General features: G+C 53.9%; 18 protein-coding genes and 1 pseudogene. 9 read left to right on the top strand and 10 right to left on the bottom strand.

The window, feature by feature from the left end; translation table 11 throughout:
- The first annotated feature begins 16 nt into the window (after positions 1–16).
- From ilvB to NTE_RS09725, 4 genes are read left to right on the top strand one after another with little or no spacing between them, the layout of a single operon-like run.
- Entirely contained in the window at positions 17–1,705 is a 1,689-nt protein-coding gene (gene ilvB, locus NTE_RS09740; RefSeq protein WP_148700845.1) for a biosynthetic-type acetolactate synthase large subunit, read from the top strand.
- A gap of 11 nt (positions 1,706–1,716) precedes the next feature.
- Positions 1,717–2,220, top strand: coding sequence for an acetolactate synthase small subunit (gene ilvN / locus NTE_RS09735; RefSeq protein WP_148700844.1), 504 nt, complete (start codon positions 1,717–1,719; stop codon positions 2,218–2,220).
- Positions 2,217–3,728 carry a 2-isopropylmalate synthase gene (locus tag NTE_RS09730; RefSeq protein WP_148700843.1) on the top strand — a complete coding sequence of 504 codons (1,512 nt, stop codon included), beginning with the start codon at positions 2,217–2,219 and terminating at the stop codon, positions 3,726–3,728. Before ilvN ends, NTE_RS09730 begins: the two co-directional genes overlap by 4 nt.
- Before the next feature lie 33 nt (positions 3,729–3,761).
- A complete protein-coding gene (locus NTE_RS09725; protein WP_148700842.1) occupies positions 3,762–4,790 on the top strand; it encodes an isocitrate/isopropylmalate dehydrogenase family protein in 1,029 nt (342 codons plus the stop codon).
- Positions 4,791–4,795: 5 nt separating this feature from the next.
- On the opposite strand, the gene NTE_RS09720 is transcribed toward NTE_RS09725, so the two are convergent.
- Positions 4,796–5,089 carry a hypothetical protein gene (locus NTE_RS09720; protein WP_148700841.1) on the bottom strand — a complete coding sequence of 98 codons (294 nt, stop codon included), beginning with the start codon at positions 5,087–5,089 and terminating at the stop codon, positions 4,796–4,798.
- A 261-nt stretch (positions 5,090–5,350) separates the two neighbouring features.
- Here NTE_RS09720 and carA point away from each other — a divergent pair, with 261 nt between their 5' ends.
- Positions 5,351–6,562 carry a glutamine-hydrolyzing carbamoyl-phosphate synthase small subunit gene (gene carA / locus NTE_RS09715; protein ID WP_148700840.1) on the top strand — a complete coding sequence of 404 codons (1,212 nt, stop codon included), beginning with the start codon at positions 5,351–5,353 and terminating at the stop codon, positions 6,560–6,562.
- Positions 6,501–9,849, top strand: a pseudogene (gene carB, locus NTE_RS09710) (carbamoyl-phosphate synthase (glutamine-hydrolyzing) large subunit). Before carA ends, carB begins: the two are co-directional and overlap by 62 nt.
- Here the strand turns inward: carB and NTE_RS09705 are convergent.
- Entirely contained in the window at positions 9,846–10,610 is a 765-nt protein-coding gene (locus NTE_RS09705) for a metallophosphoesterase (protein ID WP_158385390.1), read from the bottom strand. The pseudogene carB and the gene NTE_RS09705 sit on opposite strands and share 4 nt — an antisense overlap.
- A 50-nt stretch (positions 10,611–10,660) precedes the next feature.
- Between NTE_RS09705 and NTE_RS09700 the strand changes: the two genes are divergently transcribed.
- Together NTE_RS09700 and purD are read left to right on the top strand one after the other, a co-directional pair.
- On the top strand, positions 10,661–10,969 hold the full coding sequence (locus NTE_RS09700) for a hypothetical protein (RefSeq protein WP_148700837.1): 309 nt from the start codon (positions 10,661–10,663) through the stop codon (positions 10,967–10,969).
- A gap of 34 nt (positions 10,970–11,003) precedes the next feature.
- Positions 11,004–12,299 carry a phosphoribosylamine--glycine ligase gene (gene purD / locus NTE_RS09695; RefSeq protein ID WP_148700836.1) on the top strand — a complete coding sequence of 432 codons (1,296 nt, stop codon included), beginning with the start codon at positions 11,004–11,006 and terminating at the stop codon, positions 12,297–12,299.
- Here purD and NTE_RS09690 read toward each other — a convergent pair.
- Together NTE_RS09690 and NTE_RS09685 are read right to left on the bottom strand one after the other, a co-directional pair.
- Complete coding sequence (locus NTE_RS09690) at positions 12,296–12,829, bottom strand: 5-formyltetrahydrofolate cyclo-ligase (protein WP_226987267.1); 534 nt, start codon at positions 12,827–12,829, stop codon at positions 12,296–12,298. The genes purD and NTE_RS09690 overlap by 4 nt on opposite strands.
- 37 nt (positions 12,830–12,866) lie before the next feature.
- Positions 12,867–13,721, bottom strand: a complete 855-nt coding sequence (locus tag NTE_RS09685) for a bifunctional 5,10-methylenetetrahydrofolate dehydrogenase/5,10-methenyltetrahydrofolate cyclohydrolase (protein ID WP_148700834.1) — start codon at positions 13,719–13,721, stop codon at positions 12,867–12,869.
- Between the two features lie 104 nt (positions 13,722–13,825).
- On the opposite strand from NTE_RS09685, the gene NTE_RS09680 reads away from it, so the two are divergent.
- Positions 13,826–14,287, top strand: coding sequence for a hypothetical protein (locus NTE_RS09680; RefSeq protein ID WP_148700833.1), 462 nt, complete (start codon positions 13,826–13,828; stop codon positions 14,285–14,287).
- On the opposite strand, the gene NTE_RS09675 is transcribed toward NTE_RS09680, so the two are convergent.
- The 6 genes from NTE_RS09675 to NTE_RS09650 are packed head-to-tail and all read right to left on the bottom strand — an operon-like array spanning position 14,284 to position 18,271.
- A complete protein-coding gene (locus NTE_RS09675) occupies positions 14,284–15,123 on the bottom strand; it encodes a glycosyltransferase family 2 protein (protein ID WP_158385385.1) in 840 nt (279 codons plus the stop codon). The two genes, NTE_RS09680 and NTE_RS09675, sit on opposite strands and share 4 nt — an antisense overlap.
- 43 nt (positions 15,124–15,166) lie before the next feature.
- The gene (locus NTE_RS09670) at positions 15,167–16,384 is read right to left on the bottom strand and encodes an asparagine synthase-related protein (RefSeq protein WP_158385382.1); all 1,218 of its coding nucleotides are present in this window, start codon (positions 16,382–16,384) and stop codon (positions 15,167–15,169) included.
- Between the two features lie 44 nt (positions 16,385–16,428).
- Positions 16,429–17,034 carry a hypothetical protein gene (locus NTE_RS09665; RefSeq protein WP_148700830.1) on the bottom strand — a complete coding sequence of 202 codons (606 nt, stop codon included), beginning with the start codon at positions 17,032–17,034 and terminating at the stop codon, positions 16,429–16,431.
- Positions 17,035–17,082: 48 nt separating this feature from the next.
- A complete protein-coding gene (locus tag NTE_RS09660) occupies positions 17,083–17,253 on the bottom strand; it encodes a 50S ribosomal protein L37e (protein WP_075054179.1) in 171 nt (56 codons plus the stop codon).
- Positions 17,254–17,269: 16 nt separating this feature from the next.
- Positions 17,270–17,500: an LSM domain-containing protein gene (locus NTE_RS09655; protein WP_015019730.1), complete on the bottom strand. Its 231-nt coding sequence runs from the start codon at positions 17,498–17,500 to the stop codon at positions 17,270–17,272.
- A gap of 54 nt (positions 17,501–17,554) precedes the next feature.
- Complete coding sequence (locus NTE_RS09650) at positions 17,555–18,271, bottom strand: creatininase family protein (RefSeq protein ID WP_148700829.1); 717 nt, start codon at positions 18,269–18,271, stop codon at positions 17,555–17,557.
- Positions 18,272–18,278 lie beyond the last annotated feature (7 nt).

The following is an 18,278-nucleotide window of genomic DNA, read 5'->3' as shown; positions in this document are numbered from 1 at the left end:
GGTGACAATGTAAAAAATGGTTGAAATGACCGGCGCAAAAGCGTTGATCCATGCCCTTGAGAAGGAGGGCGTAGATGTAGTCTTTGGACTTCCCGGCGGAGCAAACCTCCCGATATACGACGCGCTCGTTGGCGCTAACCTCCGCCACATACTTGTGAGGCACGAGCAGTCTGCCGCGCACATGGCCGACGGCTATGCCAGGATAAAGAGGAAATCCGGCGTGTGCTTTGCCACCTCTGGCCCGGGTGCCACCAACATTATCACCGGCCTTGCCACCGCCCATGCAGATTCCATACCAATGGTCGCAGTGACAGGGCAGGTTTCTTTGCCAATGATAGGCAAGGACGCCTTTCAGGAAACCGACATCATCGGCATTGCAAACCCCTGCACGAAATACTCGTTCCAGCCAAGGACGCCCGGCGAGATTCCAGAAGTCGTGAAAAAGTCATTCTACATTGCTGAGAGCGGAAGGCCCGGCCCCGTGCTTATCGACATTCCAAAAGACGTGCAACAGCAGAGCGCAGACATGAGGTTTCCTGACCTCATCAAGGTGAGGGGCTACAACCCCGTGATAGATGCCGACCTTTCAGATATTGGAAAAGCGGTGGAGCTCATCTTGAAGGCCGAGCGCCCAATCATCTTGGCCGGCGGGGGCGTCATATTGTCAGGCGCGTTTGCCGAGCTCCAGGCGCTTGCAGAACTTCTCATGATACCCGTAGTGACTACGTTCAAGGGCAAGGGTGCGTTCCCCGAGAACCACCCGCTTGCAATGGGTCCGATAGGCATGCACGGCCATGCAGAGGCCAACAAGATAATCATCGAGGCCGACTGCATAATCGCGGTCGGCTCCAGGTTCTCCGACAGGTCGGTGGGCCGCTTTGACGAGTTTGGCAAGGGCATGAGCATCATCCACATGGACATCGACCCTGCAGAGATAGGCAAGAACAAGTCAGTAGACGTTGCAATAGTGGGAGATGTAAAATCGTCATTGCGCACGCTGGTCAAGCTGCTTGCGAAAAAGGTGACAAAGAAGGACCCGGAGAACCCGTGGCTTCGGCGCAAGCAGGAGCTTGTACAGTATTTTGCAGAGAGCCTCAAGGACTACCCCCGCGAGATAACGGCCAAAAAGTCACTCAAGAAATTGCGCGAGCTCTTGCCGGCGCAGTCGATTGTGACCACGGAGGTGGGCCAGTGCCAGATGTGGGCCTCGCTCCACTTTGACGTGATAGCCCCCGGCACGTTCTTTAGCTCGACCGGGCTTGGCACAATGGGCTTTGGATTTCCAGCATCGATAGGGGCCAAGGCGGCAAGGCCCGAAGTGCCGGTGGTAGACATTGCCGGCGACGGCTCGTTTAACATGACTGAAAACTCGCTTGCGGTGTCGGTGATTGAAAAGTTGCCCGTCATAGTCTTCCTCATGAACAACTACATGCTCGGCATGGTGGCGCAGTGGCAGCGCACTTTCTACAACCGCAGGTACAGCGGCGTGCACCAGCACCAGTGCCCTGACTATGTCAAGGTGGCCGAGGCGTACGGCGCGCAGGGGATTCGCGCCCAGTCGATGGCAGAGCTTGAAAAGGCGATAAAGACTGCGATAAAGAGCGACGTTGCAACTGTGATTGACATTCCGATTGACCCAGACGAGGATGTGTACCCGTTCGTGGCGCCAGGGTCAAGCCTCAAGGACATGATAACAGGAGGCTAGAGAGAAGAGAGATGGAGAACAGCAATAACGAGCTCTACATCGTGTCGGCTATAGTTGAGAACAAACCCGGCGTGCTCTTTCGTGTGACGAACCTTTTCAGGGCGCGCAACTTTAACATCGAATCGATAACCGTAGGCACGACAGAGCAGCAGGACCTTTCACGGATGACGATAACAACCAGCAGCGACGAAAAGACGCTTGACCAGCTTGTAAAGCAGTTGAGAAAGCTGATAGACGTAGTCGAAGTCAAGGTGCTTGACACAGACAAGACTGTGTACCGCGAGCTTGCGCTGATAAAGATGAAGGCAGTCGATCCAACGACAAGAAGCGAGATAATGAACTATGCCAACATCTTTCGGGGCAACATACTTGACATCGGCAAGGAGACTATAACCGTCGAGATAACGGGCACACCCGACAAGATAGATGCCTTTAAGAATCTGGTTGATCAATATGGCATAACACAGTTGGCAAGGACAGGCGTATCGGCGTTGCCAAGAGGAGTTGAACTTTGAGCGGCGAAGAAAAGGTAAGGATTTTTGACACCACCCTCCGTGACGGAGAACAGTCGCCGGGCGTGACGGTGACTCCGGAGCAAAAGGTGCACATTGCACAAAAACTTGATGAGCTAGGAGTAGACGCAATCGAGGCGGGATTTCCAGTGGTGTCGACAGGCGAGATGTACGCCGTCAAGACGATAGCAAACTCTGGGCTAAAGGCAGAAGTCTGCGGCCTTGCGCGCGCAGTTGACGCCGACATTGACGCCGCCATAAAGTGCGACTTGAAGTACGTGCATACGTTTATTGCGACTTCTGACATCCACATGCAGTACAAGCTCAAGATGACTCGCGATCAAGTGCTTGAAAGGGCGGTGCACGCAGTCGAGTACGCCAAAAAGCACGGCCTCAGGGTAGAGTTTTCAGCAGAGGACGCCACGAGGTCCGACAGGGCGTTTTTGATAAAGGTGTTCAGCGCGGTGGCGCAGGCAGGGGCCGACAGGGTCGACATACCCGACACCGTAGGTTATGCAAAGCCTCAAGACATCACCGAGCTTGTCAGGGAAGTCAAGGAGGCGACGAGGTTGCCAATAAGTATGCACTGCCATGACGACTTTGGGCTTGCAGTGGCAAACTCGATAGCAGGCATCAACGCAGGCGCGGTGTGCGCGCACGTCACGATAAACGGCCTTGGCGAGCGTGCAGGCAACGCGTCGCTTGAAGAATTCGTGATGGCGCTCCAGTGCCTCTATCAAAAAAAGCACAACATCAACACGCAGTTGCTCTACGAGACTTCCAAGTTCGTCTCTAACACGATGGGAATCATTGTCCAGCCAAACAAGGCAATCATCGGCGAAAACGCCTTTGGCCACGAGTCTGGCATCCACACCCACGGCGTCCTCAACAACCCGCTCACCTACGAGCCCATAAGCCCCGAACTTGTGGGAAGAAAGCGCTGGCTACAGGCAGGCAAGCACGCCGGCGCGCACGGCATAAGGGCAATGCTTGAAGAGTTTGGCATAAACCCGACTGAGGAGCAGTTGCACGCAATTGTAGAGAAGCAAAAGGACATTGCAGACAAGGGCAAGGCAATAACGACGTCAGAATTGCTCACGATAGCAGGAGAGGTGATGCACAACTCGCAGTTTGAGGAGCGCTTCAAGCTCTATGACTTTCACATCCTCACAGGCATGAACATCATCCCGACAGCAGTCGTCAGGCTCAACGCTGAAGGCAAGGACCTCCTCGCCTCTGACACAGGCGTCGGCCCGGTGGACGCGGCCCTCAAGGCAATCCAAAAGATAGCCTCAGACGTGGCAAGCATCAAGATACGCGAGTACAGGCTCGATTCCATTTCCGGAGGCTCGGACGCTCTTGCAGAAGTGTCAGTCAAGGTGGAAGACAAGAACGGCAACATCGTCTCTGCAAGAAAGGCCAACGAGGACATCGTCGTCGCATCGGTAGAGGCGTTGATGGACGCAATCAACAAGGTGCTCCTGAAAAAGGTGCTCTATTCCAAGAGCTAATATAAGCATCCACTTACTCAGGAAGATAGATAGTTGGCAAGGTACGTCATTTCGCTCATCAGAGGGGACGGAATAGGACCCGAGCAGACAGCGGCCGCTAAAAAGATCCTCGAAACAATAAGCGACAATACTTCGACAAAATTCAAAATAAACGAGGTCGAGGCAGGCGACGCGGCCCTTGCCAAACACGGAAAGGCCCTTCCAGAGTTTTCGGTCGACACCATCAAGAACTCGCAGGCGTGCCTGAAAGGGCCGGTGGGCGAAAGCGCGGCTGACGTCATCATCGTTCTGAGGCGCATGTTTGACCTTTATGCGAACGTCAGACCGGCCAAGTCGTACCCGAACATCCCGGCTCTTTCTCCAAAAGTAGACATGGTCATGGTGAGGGAGAACACGGAGGACGTCTACCTTGGATGGGAGTTCAACGCCGACCCGGGCACTGTAGTTGCGCTAAGGATCACGTCGGAAAAGGCGTCAAGGAGGATTGCCGAGTACGCGTTCAAGACGGCAATGATGCGCGACAACAAGCGAAAAGTAGTGGCGGTGCACAAGGCAAACGTGATGCGCAAGGGCGACGGGCTCTTTGCGTCGGTGTGCAGAGAAGTCGCCAAAAAGTACCCCAAGATACAATACGGCGAGCTCTATGTCGATGCGGCATCGATGAACCTCATCCGCAACCCGGAACAATTCGACGTAATAGTCACCACAAACCTCTTTGGCGACATTTTGTCTGACGAGGCCGCGCAGGTTGTAGGCGGCCTTGGCATGGGCCCGGCGGCAAACATTGGCGAAGGCTTTGCGCTCTTTGAGCCGGTTCACGGCGCGGCGTTTGACATAGCCGGCAGAAACGCCGCAAATCCGTCGTCGATCCTGCTTTCCGCCAAGATGATGCTTGAATGGCTCGCCGACAGGCACAAGGACAAAAAAGCGGCAGAGCAGGGCGCCCGCATAGAGGAGGCCATAGTCAGCCTGCTAAAGCAGGGCAAAAAGACCAAAGACATTGGAGGCAGGCTGTCCACCACAGAGTTTACGGATCTCGTGGCAAAAGAGATGTTTTCCTAGTTGTACTAGTTTTCCTTTGGCGCCCGCTTTTGCCAGGCAATTATCATGAATACAAACGGTATCGTCAGGATTGCAGTCGCAAATAGCACAGGCTGGAGGACTATGGCGGTTGCCTCGTAGCCGCCCAGCTGCAGGAACGGCAGCGGGAATATCGCAAACATCCAGTACCCGAAGATGACGCCGAGGAGGAACTTGTTGCGCTTGAGCACCGCGGCGAGGCTGATCTTGTTGATGCCCTTGCGGTCGCACGCCACGCACTTTACCGTGATTGCACTCCCGGTAACGTCTGTCGGGACCATGCAGGAAGTGCAGATCTTGCTCTGGCAAAAATAGCATTTTTTTTCTGCAAAGCGCGAGCCACATATAGAGCAGGTTGTTGTCATGCGATAATTACTACCAGAACGTTAGCAGTGATGCAATATTACCTTTGCCATTGTGCGCGCAGGTAGCTGAAGCGCAGTCGACCAAAGCAAAACTTAAATTTCCATATCTAAACAGTTGGTGAGGGTCAAAAAATTCCGACACTTCAACAGACCTACACGGGCTATGCAGCCAAACTGATGCTTGAAGACGGCATTGTTTTTTCCGGGATTGGTTTTGGCTATCCGTCAGAGATAGCAGGCGAAGTCGTTTTCAACACAGGGATGGTCGGCTACACGGAAACCCTGACAGACCCGTCGTACAGGGGGCAGATCCTCTGCATGACTTATCCCCTTGTAGGCAACTATGGCGTGCCTAGCTTTGATGTCAAGGACGAATACGGGCTTCCAAAGTTCTTCGAGTCTGACAGGATACAGGTCAAGGCGCTGCTGATTCACGATTTATCAGACGTTGCAAGCCACTGGAGCTGCGTCAAGACGCTTGACCAGTGGCTGTACGAGCAAAAGATACCCGGCATTTACGGAATCGACACGCGCGAGCTTACAAAAAAGCTGCGCGTGCACGGCGTCATGATGGGCGCAATAGCGGTGTCTGACAAGGGGCCGGTGGATGACGCAAGGATGAGAAAACTCGTGTCAGGCGCAAAATACGAGGGCCTCAACTTTATGCCAGAGGTATCGACATCCAAGCCGCAAGAGTACGGCGACAAGGACAGGCCGTGCGTCGTGCTCCTTGACACCGGCACGAAATACAGCATCATCCGCAACATAATCCGCACCGGCTTCCGCGTAGTGCGTATGCCGTGGGATGCTCCGTACGAACAGATAATGTCGTACGACCCAAAAGGAGTTGTCATTAGCAACGGGCCGGGCGACCCCAAGGTCTGTACAAGCACGATAAAGACGGCAACGAAACTGATAAAAACGTCAACTCCAACGCTTGGGATATGCCTTGGCAATCAGATCCTTGCGCTTGCAGGTGGCGCTGACACTTACAAACTAAAGTTTGGCCACAGGGGCCAGAACAAGCCCTGCGTGGACCTGCGCAACATGCAGTCATACGTCACGAGCCAGAACCACGGCTATGGCATCGATCCAGAGAGCCTAGACGGCACGGGATTCAAGGTGTGGTTTGCAAACGCCGACGACGACACGGTGGAAGGAATAGAGCATTCAAGCAAGCCGGTGATAGCCGTGCAGTTCCACCCCGAGGCGTCGCCGGGGCCCTACGACTGCATGTTCGTGTTTGACAGGTTCAAGCAGATAATCGACGCCGGCGGCAGAATCACGGACGGCGTCAAGGCAAGAGAAAAACCAAAGAAAAAAGTAACTGCGGAAAAGAAGAAGAAAACAACAAGAAAAAAGGAGGGGAGAAAAGTCGCCAAGAGATGAGTCGATAAAAAAAGTCCTCGTGCTTGGAAGTGGGGCAATAAAAATCGGAGAAGCAGGCGAAAGCCAGTAAAACTGGCCGCAAATTTGACTACTCCGGTTCTCAATGCCTCAAAGCCCTGGCAGAGGAAGGGGTCAAAAGCGTACTCATAAACCCCAACATCGCCACGATACAGACTGACACGCGCTTTGCAGACAAGGTGTATCCCGTCCCGATAAACACGCAGTACGTCGAGCAGGTGATAAAGGAGGAAAAGCCCGACTCGATAATGCTTGGGTTTGGCGGCCAGACTGCGCTCAACTGCGGGGTTGCCCTGCACGAGCGGGGAATACTTGAAAAGTACGGGATGCGCGTGCTTGGCACCCAGATAAAAGGTATCGAGGTCACCGAAGACAGGCAGATGTTCAAGGACGCGATGGTGAAAAGCGACGTCCCGGTGCTCAAGAGCTACGCAGTCAACTCCATCCCGGACGCGCTAAAGGCGGCAAAGGAACTTGAATACCCTGTCATAATCAGGGTCGCATACACGCTTGGAGGGCGCGGAGGCGGGGTCGCGTACAACGAGCTTGAGCTGCAAGAGATTGCGCAGCGCGGGCTGAACCTCAGCATGGTGCACCAGGTGCTCATCGAAAAGTACGTGGGCCACTGGAAGCAGGTCGAGTACGAGGTGATGCGCGACTACCACGGAAACAGCGTCATCGTCTGCAACATGGAAAACGTGCTTGCAATGCGCGTTCACACTGGCGACAACATCGTGATTGCGCCGTCGCAGACGCTCAACAACTATGAATACCACATGCTGCGCTCTGCGGCCATCCGCGCGACAGGCTATTGCGGAATTGTCGGCGAGTGCAACATCCAGTTCGCCCTTGACCCGACGTCAGAGCAATATACTGCCATAGAGATAAACGCCAGGCTTTCAAGGTCGTCGGCGCTTGCAAGCAAGGCCACCGGCTACCCGCTTGCGTACATGGCGGCAAAAATCGGCCTAGGCTATTCACTGCCAGAGCTGCTCAACAGGATAACCAAGGTGACTACGGCGTGCTTTGAGCCTTCGCTTGACTATTGCGTTCTAAAGATGCCCCGGTGGGATTTCAGCAAGTTTGAGCTTGTCAAGCGCAAGCTTGGGAGCGCCATGAAGTCAGTCGGCGAGGTGATGGCGATTGGCCGCAACTTTGAAGAAGTCCTGCAAAAGGCCATCAGGATGTCTGCCACCGGCAAGGACGGCCTTGTGGCAAACGGAAACGACGCGCAGAAGGAAGAGGACATCGAGCGCATCGAGCAATCTCTCTTGCAGCCAAGCGACGAGATAATCTACAACGTCGTTCGGGCCATGAAGGCAGGAATGAGCATCGAGCGCATCTACCAGCTGTCGGCAATAGACCCGTGGTTTCTGAAAAAGATAAAGAACATCGTCGACATGGAGGAGAAGCTGAAAAAGGCAGGCAGCTTTGACGGCGACATGGTCAGGGACGCCAAAAAGATTGGCTTCTCAGACAAGCAGATCGGCAGGTGCCTTGGCACAGACGAGATGCAGGTGCGCGCAATGCGCGAAAAATTTGACATAAAGCCGGTAGTCAAGCAGATAGACACGCTTGCCGCAGAGTGGCCTGCCAAGACCAACTACCTCTACCTCACCTATGGCGGAAGAGAAGACGACGTAATAGTCAAGGACGTAAAAAAGAGCAGCAACAATAGCAGTAGTAGCAGCAGAATGGTAGTCCTCGGCGCCGGCCCGTACAGGATCGGAAGCAGCGTCGAGTTTGACTGGGGAACGGTCAACATGGTATGGGGCCTAAAAGAAAACGGCGTCAAAGAGATATCGGTCATCAACTGCAACCCCGAAACAGTGTCGACAGACTATGACATCTGCGACAGGCTGTACTTTGAAGAGCTGACGCTAGAGCGCGTGCTTGACATCTGCGACAAGGAGCACCCAACAGGCATCGTAACGTGCGTCGGAGGCCAGACTGCAAACAACCTGACCCCAAAGCTGGCAAAGAACGGCATAAAGATAGTCGGCACGAGCAGCGAAGACGTTGACAGGGCAGAGGACCGCGCCAAGTTCGGCCAGCTTCTCGATACGCTTGGCATAAAGCAGCCGGCATGGAGGCAGTTTACCCACCTTGCAGAGGCCAAAGAGTTTGCCGAGACCGTTGGCTATCCTGTCCTTGTCAGGCCGTCGTACGTGCTTTCCGGCGCGGCCATGAAGGTGGTGTGGGCCGAACAACAATTGGAACGCTTTTTGACCGACGCCACAAACGTCAACCCCGAGCATCCTGTTGTCATCAGCAAGTTCCTGCAGGACGCGGCAGAAGTCGAAGTCGACGCAGTCGCAGACGGCAAGGACGTGCTCATCGGCGCAATAATCGAGCACATTGACAACGCAGGCGTGCACTCTGGCGACGCCATGATGAGCATACCGCCGTGGAGGCTTGACAGGCACATCATGGAAACCATAACAGATTATTCAGTCAAGATAGGCAGGGCGCTAAACGTCAAGGGGCCGCTGAACATCCAGTACCTCGTCAAGGACGAGCAGGTGCTTGTCATAGAGGCAAACGTGAGGGCGTCGCGCTCGATGCCGTTTGTGTCCAAGTTTGCCGGCGTAAACCTCATCAACCTTGCCGCAAAGGCGATGCTTGGCAGGCCGCTGCCGGCAAAGGCAAAAGACCTGTGGCTCAAAGCTCCTGGCTTTGGAGTAAAGGTCCCGCAGTTCTCGTTCATGCAGCTTGAAGGCTCTGACATTGTCCTAGGAGTAGAGATGCAGTCGACAGGCGAAGTCGCGTGCTTTGGCAACACGTTCTACGACGCGCTGTCAAAGGCGTACATGGCGGCAGGGTATTCGCTCCCGCTTTCAGGCTCGGTGCTGATAACCATCGGCGGGCAAAAGAACAAGGAAAAACTCTTGCCCTTGATATCGATGCTTGCGTCCATGAACTACAAGATCCTTGCGACAGAGCACACGGCCGAGTTTATGGAGCACAACAACGTCAAAGACGTCGAGCTTGTGCACAAGATAAGCGAGCCAAACCGCAAGCCCAACATCGCAGACATGCTCTACGAAAGAAAACTGGACTTTATCATCAACATACCGGCTACCTCAACGCTTGAAAAGTACGTCGGCATGCTGCAGGACGAATACCTGATTCGCAGAAAGGCAGTAGAGATGGGTGTGCCAGTGCTCACGACGGTAGAGTCTGCCAGCTCGTTCATCAAGACGCTCCAGTGGCTGCGCTCAAACACGCCGACGCTTGGGCCTCTTGGCAATTACGCAAAACTGTCCTAGAGCACGCTTGCAAGCATTGACTCGTCATCGCCCACGATAGAGCCGTCCAGCGTTATCACCATGCACCTCTCAACCGCATTGGCGTCCATTATGCGCGACGTTATTGGTGAGACAGACTTGCGGTGGTGGTATCCTCGCTCGCCTGACGAATAGAGGTACTTGTTAAAACTTGGAACAACAACAATGTCGATGGCTCCCTGCTCTGAAGGAAATAGCGCCTCTTTTTTTGCCTGGATTGATATCCAGACCCGCTCGCCGCTCACCACGCTCCCCTTTTTCAAAAACACTGGATGGACGTGCCCCATGACAATCCTGCGCACGTGCGAGCGCGTCTCAGACGGCATACTGTGGCCGTGCACAAAAAGCGTGTCGCCAATTGCCATGCCCTTGCTTGCCGCAACGTTGACGCTGTCAGGGACAAGGTGCCGGATGTTGCTGTCGTGGTTTCCAGGCACAAGGTAGACATCCGCAGCAGACGACAGGCTCTTGAAAAACGCAGGTATGTCGTCCCATTCCTGCTTGCTGATTGCGCCCACCGTGTTTTTTATGTCGCCAAGGAGTATCAGGCCGTCAGCCTTTTCCTTTGACAAAATCGACAACAGCTCCTCCTGCATCTCGCGCATCAGGCTTGATTGCACCGTTATGCCCCTTGCGCCAAGCTCTGCCTCAAGGCCGATGTGCAGGTCTGACACTACGACATAGCGCCTGGCTTCGTCCTCTGCCAGGAGCGCTGCATGCGGGTGGAGCGGTCGAACCTTCACGTCGATATATTTTATATCTCAACTCGCACATAAACTGCACGAGAGAGGAAATGTCAAGGATCGACAGCGCGGTAGAGTCGGGAAGTGTCAAGATGCTCAGGTTTGCGCCAAGCGGCCGCACGCTGTGGATTGTGGTGGGCAGGGACAGCGAGTACTGGACCGACCCGGAGCTGGGCTTTTGCTCCTGCAAGGACTTTTACTTTTCCTCGCTTACAAAGGGCGAGCCGTGCTACCACCTAAAGAGCGTGCACAAGGCGATGCTGGATGAAAAGTTTGTAGCCTTTGAATTCTCTGACGACGAATACACTGCCTTTCTGCAGGCGCTTGTACAGGACAGCGCCAGCCAGCTGTTGCGCTAATCATTTATTACATCCAGTCCCAGTTACCCGGGCTGTGCCTGCAGCTGCAACAACTACTGTCATCGTGATAGGCTCCGGTGGAAGGGAGCACGCGCTTGGGTGGAAGCTTGCCCAGAGCCCCAGGGTGAAAAAGGTGTATTTTGCGCCGGGAAATGGCGGTACTTTTGAAAACGTCGACATCAAGCAGAACGAGATCGAAAAATTGGTAGAGTTTGCAAAAAGGCAGGACAAAGGAGATTGTCTGGCAGTTGTAGGGCCGGAAGAGTCGCTTTCGCTTGGCATCGCAGACGCCTTTGCAAAGGAGGGCCTGCGGCTTTTCGGCCCCAAAAAGCAGGCTGCAATGCTTGAGACAAGCAAGGTGTTTGCCAAGGAGTTCATGCAAAAGGCAGGAATCCCCACCGCGGCGTTTGCGACGTTTTCCGATGCGCAAAAGGCCAAGGACTATATCGCAGGACAAAACAAGCCGCTGGTAGTCAAGGCAGACGGCCTTGCGGCAGGCAAGGGCGTCATTATGTGCGACAGCACCCAGCAGGCAATCGAGGCGGTAGACAAGATAATGATCGCAAAAGAGTTTGGAGCTGCCGGCGGCAAGGTCGTAATCGAGGAGAGGCTTGTAGGCGAAGAAGCGTCCTTCATTGCGCTGTGCGACGGCAAGACAATCATGCCGCTTGCCTCAAGCCAGGACCACAAACGGGTGTTTGACGGCGACAGGGGCCCAAACACCGGAGGCATGGGCGCGTACTCGCCTGCGCCAGTAGTCGACAAGGCGTTGCATGAAAAGATAGTAAAGCGGGTAATGGAGCCCGTGCTAAAAGAGATGAATGCAAGGGGCACACCGTTTACCGGCTTTTTGTACGCAGGAATCATGGTCGACGAAAAGACAGGCGAGCCGTACGTGCTAGAGTTCAACACGCGCATGGGCGACCCCGAGTGCCAGCCCATAATGATGCGCATGAAATCAGACCTCTATGAATACATTGACGCGGCGGTGGACGGCAGGCTTGGCTCGATGCCGCCGATAGAGTGGCACGACAGGACGGCCGTGTGCGTCATCATGGCCTCCCGCGGATATCCGGGAGCCTACAAGAAAGGCGAAGTCATAGAAGGCCTTGGCGACTTTGGCCCTGACACCACGGTTTTCCACGCCGGCACTGCCAAGGACGCGCAGGGCAGGATAGTGACAAACGGGGGCAGGGTCCTTGGCGTCACGGCTACAGGCAAGGACGCAAGGTGCGCAATAGAAAACGCGTATTCAGCGGTCAGAAAGATACGCTGGGGCGAAAACGGACACTATTACAGGACCGACATTGCAAGAAGGGCGCGCCCCTAAAAGTACATTATACCGTTTTCTGTGGCAAGCGCGTCCAGCTTTCTGTCAAGCCTTCCGCTTGGGAGCCCTTCGTTTACGATCTGGATAGAGTAGGCAAGCCCCATAGAAAATGACGACCTGCCCTCCGAGATGAACCGGTCGTAATAGCCCTTGCCATAGCCTATCCTGCACCCCTTGCGGTCAAACGCCACGCCGGGTACAAGCACCAGGTCTATGTGTTGTACAAGCCTTTTTGGCGCCGGCTCCATTATGCCAAAATTGCCCTGAACAAGCTTGTCTGCCGGCTCATACTCATAAAAGCGCATGTCGCTTCCCTCGGTCCTTGGAAGCGCCACTTTTTTGCCCTGATCCTTTGCAATGCCTATCAAAAGCGCAGTGCGGACTTCGGAGCCCTTTGGATAATAGGCGCCAATGACCTGCGCCTGCTCAAATTCCTTGCTCTGAGCCACGCTTTCCTGCACCAGAACGCTCTGCTGCTCTATATCCAAGGGCGCAAGGGCGTCGCGCCTTGCCAATGCCGCGCGGCGGATCCTTTGTTTTTCTTTACGCGTGTCGTTCAGCCAGACGTCATCCTCGCAAGATCGATGCCGCAGTCACGGTGTTTTTCATGAGCATCGCTATCGTCATCGGGCCCACGCCTCCGGGGACGGGGGTTATCCATGACGCCTTTTGCTTTACAGCTTCAAAGTCAGCGTCGCCGGCAAGTTTTCCGTTTATCCTGCTTGTCGCAACGTCTATCACAACCGCGCCTTCCTTGACCATGTCTGCTTTCAGAGTAAAGCGCTCGCGGTTTCCAACCGCAGTTATGATGATGTCGGCCTGCCTCAGGCGCGCCGGCAGATCCCTGGTTTTAGAGTGGCAGACGGTCACGGTGGCGTTGCGCTCAAGGAGCATGAACACAAGCGGCTTGCCCACGAGGTTGCTCCTGTTGATTATAACGACGTCCTTTCCCTCAAGTGCTATCTTGTAATAATCGAGAAGCTCCATCACGCCGGAGGGAGTGCAGGGCTTTAGCAGCGCCATGCCGTTCTGGAGCATCCCGGCGCTGTACGGGGTCAGCCCGTCTACGTCCTTTAGCGGGCTGATGGTGTTTATTATCGCAAACTCGTCAATGTGCTTTGGCAAAGGCAATTGTACGAGAATGCCATGCACCTCAGGGTCGTTGTTCAAGAGCTGTACGAGTTCAAGAAGCTCATGCTGCTTGAAGGTCGCGGCAAGGCGGTGGTCTCGGGTAGCGATGCCAAGCTCCTTTGCGGTCTTTTGCTTGCTGTTGACGTACGTCGCGGAAGCGGGGTCGTCGCCCACGAGCACGGTCGCAAGGCATGGGATGATTCCTGAAGTCTTTAGCTCCTCGACCGCCTTTTTCACGCGCTCTTTGACGTCCTGAGCGACAGTAAGCCCGCTTATTATCTGAGCTACCAAGCAGAGACAGAGAAAAGGCCGGGCGCTATTTTGCTTTTCCGATTCTTTGCAAGAAAAATGGCAAACTAAATTAAGAAGAATTGCCAAGTTAGAAGGAGTCAATAATGAACGCCAAATTTTTCCAGAGGCGCTGGCTGGATTTCAGAAACGGCCACAGCATCTATCTTGTCTTTACGATGGCGTTTCTGCAGTTTGTAATCACTACCTATACTCTTGGGATAGAGCGCTTTGATGTGCTAAAGACAGTGTTCCCAAGCATGGGGACATGGGCTATCATATTTGTCGCGATTTATGTGCCAGCCGCCGTTGCCATAGGCTACTGGCACAGGAGGAACCAGTACTCGGTAGAAAATGAAGCATTGCTCAAGGAGAACTGGGTATGGGCATGGATAATGATGTACGAGATCCGCCTGATAGAAGGCAAGGCGACGCCTGAAGAAACGCGGCAGGTCAAGGAATTCCTAGAAGGCGTACTAAAGAGGCAAAAGAAGGACGCACTGATGAGCCACTATATTGAGGACATCCTAAAGCGCGAGGCTCCGCCATCCTCCTCTTCATCTTCCTAGCCAGGGACGCCAAGCTTTTTCTTTATGCGCGTAAACTGGTAGTTGCGTATGTACCGCCTTATTTCGCTGTCATGCATGCTGTCATAGCCCGTTTCTTTTGGCTTGTACGACAAATAGTAGTAGAGCATGTATATTGCGCCAAGCCGGCCTGTCGGTTTTCCGCTTGCAAAATACAGAAAGAACCTGCCTAGCGCAAAAAGCGGGTGGTAGCCAAGCGTCCTCATGCTTGCGCCAAACTCGTAAAAGTGGTGGTTCTTACCAAGCGGGCGCGTGTGCTCAAACCTCGCATCGTCGAACACCTGGAAGGTGTAGCCGTGCCGAGTCGCAGAGTAGAGCACGAGCGACTCGTAGCCCATCTTTTCAGGGTACAGGCCGTGGTGCTTGTCGAAAAACTCTGTTCGGACAAACCTGCCGCCACCATGCGGGGCAATGGCGGGTTTGTCTTCATAGTTGCCCGATGCAATTGCGATCTTGCCGTCCGCGTCCATGTGGCGCATCATTTTTTCAGCATAGTCGCGCTCGTAGACAGTGTCGTCCGTGCTTATCATGTGGTAGTCTGTACGAGGCAGGCGGTGATCTCTTGTATACTGAATGGCCTTGTTCCAGTTGCTCACCACCCTTGCTATGTTGTAGCCAAGATCCGGGTTTGTGATTATGTGCAGAGAAGGCCAGCCCGACTGCAGCTGCCGCAATATGTCAGCAGTCCGGTCTCTTGAGCCGTCGTCTATTACAATGACATAAGAAGGCGGAACTGTCTGGGCCCGAAGCGAGAGCAGCGCCTCCTCGATGTTGTTCTCAGAGTTTCTGCACGTCACTATCACAAAATAAGAACTCAAGACGCATGTGAGATTAGACAAGGTTGGAATAAATTCCTGTCGGCTAGAGCTTCTCGTTTCCCTTCAGGGTCTTGCTGACAAAGAGCCGCCACCACACCTCAAGCGCAAGCACAGCCAGCATCTTGTTGACATAGCGTATGTCTGGCTCCTCTTGTGCCTGCAGCAGCTTTTCAGTTGTTTTTTGAACCCAGTCGCCATTTATGACACCGGCCCTGACTGTTTCGGAATCCCCGCTGTTGTTGACGTACTGTTTTACGATCTCTTGCCCCCTCTTTTTCCACAGCGATACAGCGTTTGCAGAAAAGCCCTTCTTGACAGGCTCCACCCGCAGGCGCTCACCCTTTAGTATGGCGCGCAGGGGCAGCTTGCCCGTGGCAGAATCTTGGTCGTATTTTATGCGCCAGGGCAGGTGCGTGGCAAATTTTGTCATACGGTCTGAAAGAAAAAGCGATTGAATCTTGATTTCAAATGCTTTGGAAAACGCCAGGTTGGCAGGCAGCCAGTCAAACAGCAATTTGCCGTTCCAGTCTGCAAGGAACACCTGATCGAGCGGGTCAAGCCCGTTGTTGCTGAAATAGCGCTTTACAAGTCCATAGATCTTGTCCCATGAGAACCTGACCTTTGGCCCAAAGACCTTTTCCTGATCCGGCACCCAGTCCCGCTCATGGCACGACACGTAGAGCTTTGCCTTTTCTTTCCACCCATTTTTTTTCTGCGAAAAAAGCGAGAGGTACTTTTGGTACCGGAAAGTATAGCCGGCGAACAGCTCGTCGCCTCCGTCGCCAGAAAATATCGTCTTTTCTTTGCACGCCTCAAACGCATATGCTTGATAGAGATTCCACCGCGGCTCCCTTGCGATTTTTATCAGCCTCGGCAGGCCGCTCAAAACATCGTCCAAAACAAGTGCACAAAAGTCGCAGCCATAGGCTTCTGCAATATTTCGTGCCGCCGACACCTCGTCGTCATCTTCTCCAAACCCCATGCTGACGCACGAGACGTTGATGTCAGGCCGGAATTTTCTCAGCACGGCAAGAGTGAGGACAGAATCCACGCCGCCGCTCAAAAGCACAGAGACGCGCTTTTCCTTGATGCGTGCAAGGTCGCTTTCGATGATTTTCAGTATCTGCGATTCTACGTTGTCATCGACCTTGGAAGGCGCAAAGTCTGATGCGGCAAGTGGCCTTTTGGGAGGGGACCTGCGAGGATTGTAGCGCAGCGTTAGAATATTTGCTATTGCATCATAGTCGACAGCGGCAGGCATTGCATGAAAAAATAACATCGTCCTTATTTATTTTAGTTAGTCAGCTAGTCCTTGTCAAGCTCGACCTGCTCAAGGCGCGTCAGCGCCTGCACAATCTCCTTTTGCAGCTGCTCGATGCTCTTTTCCTCCGCCTTGAACTGCTTCTTTTCAGAGTCGTCGCGAACCTTTTCCGGTATGGGCATCACCTGCACGCGCTCTATTACTACCGGTGCCGCGCCTGCCTTTGACATTTCTGCAAGTTTCTGGTCAAGGGCAGATATCTTGTTCTCAAGGAGCGACGCAAGGTTGTTGCGCATGTCGGCAAGTTCAGCGTATTCTGCCACAGGCTTTAGAGTCGCTATTCTTTCGTTGAGAGCGTCAAGATCGTGCTTGTATTTTACAAGCAGGCGGTCGCGCTCAAGGTGGTCTATTCTGCCATCCTGTGCGGCTTCGTAGACGCGGGTTATCGCCTCGGCGGCCAGCGTTTTTTCAAATGCAAGAGAAGCAAGTTCTGCCTTGGCATTGCTTGCAGTCCTTTTTTCCTCCTGCGGCTGTTGCTTGTCGTTCCTGGGTTTTTTCGCCCTTGCTGCTGCGGCCGCCCTGTCAATAAGGGCGGCTGAAATGGCGCCTGCCACAGAAGAGCCTGCAATGACGGCTAGCTCGCCCGACATAAAGTTCTCCTACAAACCAGTGTGTAAGAGCTTGCAGAAAAAGTTTTGCTAGAGCACCTGGCGCTTTATCCAGGTGTATTTGCGCATCGTAGCTTCAGGGTAGCCGCACTTTGAGCAGCGCTTGTGGCGCTTGTGGTACGAGTTGTGGCCGCACCTTCTGCAGCGTATGTGAGTCTTTTTGCGGGTAAAATTACCCATCGAAGTTGTGCCTTTCGTCATTTTCTTCTTTCACCTTTTACTTTGGAGGAGGAGAAATGATGACCACGTTGTCGCCCCTTACGACAATAGTTCCAAGGTCATTTGACTTGCCTTCCTCAAGGATTTCCACGGAATCTTCAAGCAACAGGTTCATGTGCTGGTCAAACCCGTGGAGGTTTCCCCTGATGACCTTGCCACCTTTCAACTTGATAAGCACAACTTTTCCAAGGCTCTCGTCGAGAACCTTAACTGCCATATCAACGGACATGCGATTTACCTAGAGTAAGGCGCCTAAATGCCATATATTAAAATTCGCACGCGTTTAATCGTCGCCAAGCTCGGAAATCGTCTTGGCAAGGCCGGCAACTATTTCCTTTAGCAGGCGCTGGCCCATTTCCGCAGACGCCTTCTTGGGGTCGCCCCATACGCCGTTGCCAGTTATTTTTACAAACGAGCCGGGCGAGTTTGTTATGCTTGCGTAGGCGGCCTTTGACTTTGCAGTCGGATTTTTTGCGCCTGCCTGCGCCTTTTCCATCTTTACCAGCTCTGGCGCGATGGCAAGCACAAGGGATGTCTCTACCTCGCCGGCGTGGCCCAGCTCGTCGTTTTTCATCTGGTGCCAGTAATGCAACACATGAACGGAAACGTCGTTTGAAATCCTGCCGGCAAGGTCCTGGGCGATGTACTGCAGCGCGCCAATGTTGCCGTGATGACCGTTTATCACAATAATCTCCTTGACGCCGTGGCTGGCAAGGGCCGCGCAGGCGTCGCACACGAGCGCAGACAGGGTAGAGTTGCGCAGCGAGACATGAAACATTGGATCGTGCTCAAACGAGACGCCGTAGGCTATGGCAGGAAGCACAAATGCGCCTACCTTTTGCGCGACCAGCTTTGAGACGTGCTCTGCAATGAGGGCGTCGGTCGACACGGGCAGGTGGGGGCCGTGCTGCTCCATCGAGCCGATCGGGATTATCGCCCTTTTAGTCTTTTTGAGCGCGCTCCAGAATTCAGGGTCGCTCATGCCAAAGACAGAGGACATGTGTATT

It is taken from the genome of Candidatus Nitrososphaera evergladensis SR1, assembly GCF_000730285.1.
Lineage (GTDB): Archaea > Thermoproteota > Nitrososphaeria > Nitrososphaerales > Nitrososphaeraceae > Nitrososphaera > Nitrososphaera evergladensis.
The sequence above is the reverse complement of the archived record's forward strand: the minus strand, read 5'-3'. Positions and strand labels throughout refer to the sequence as shown.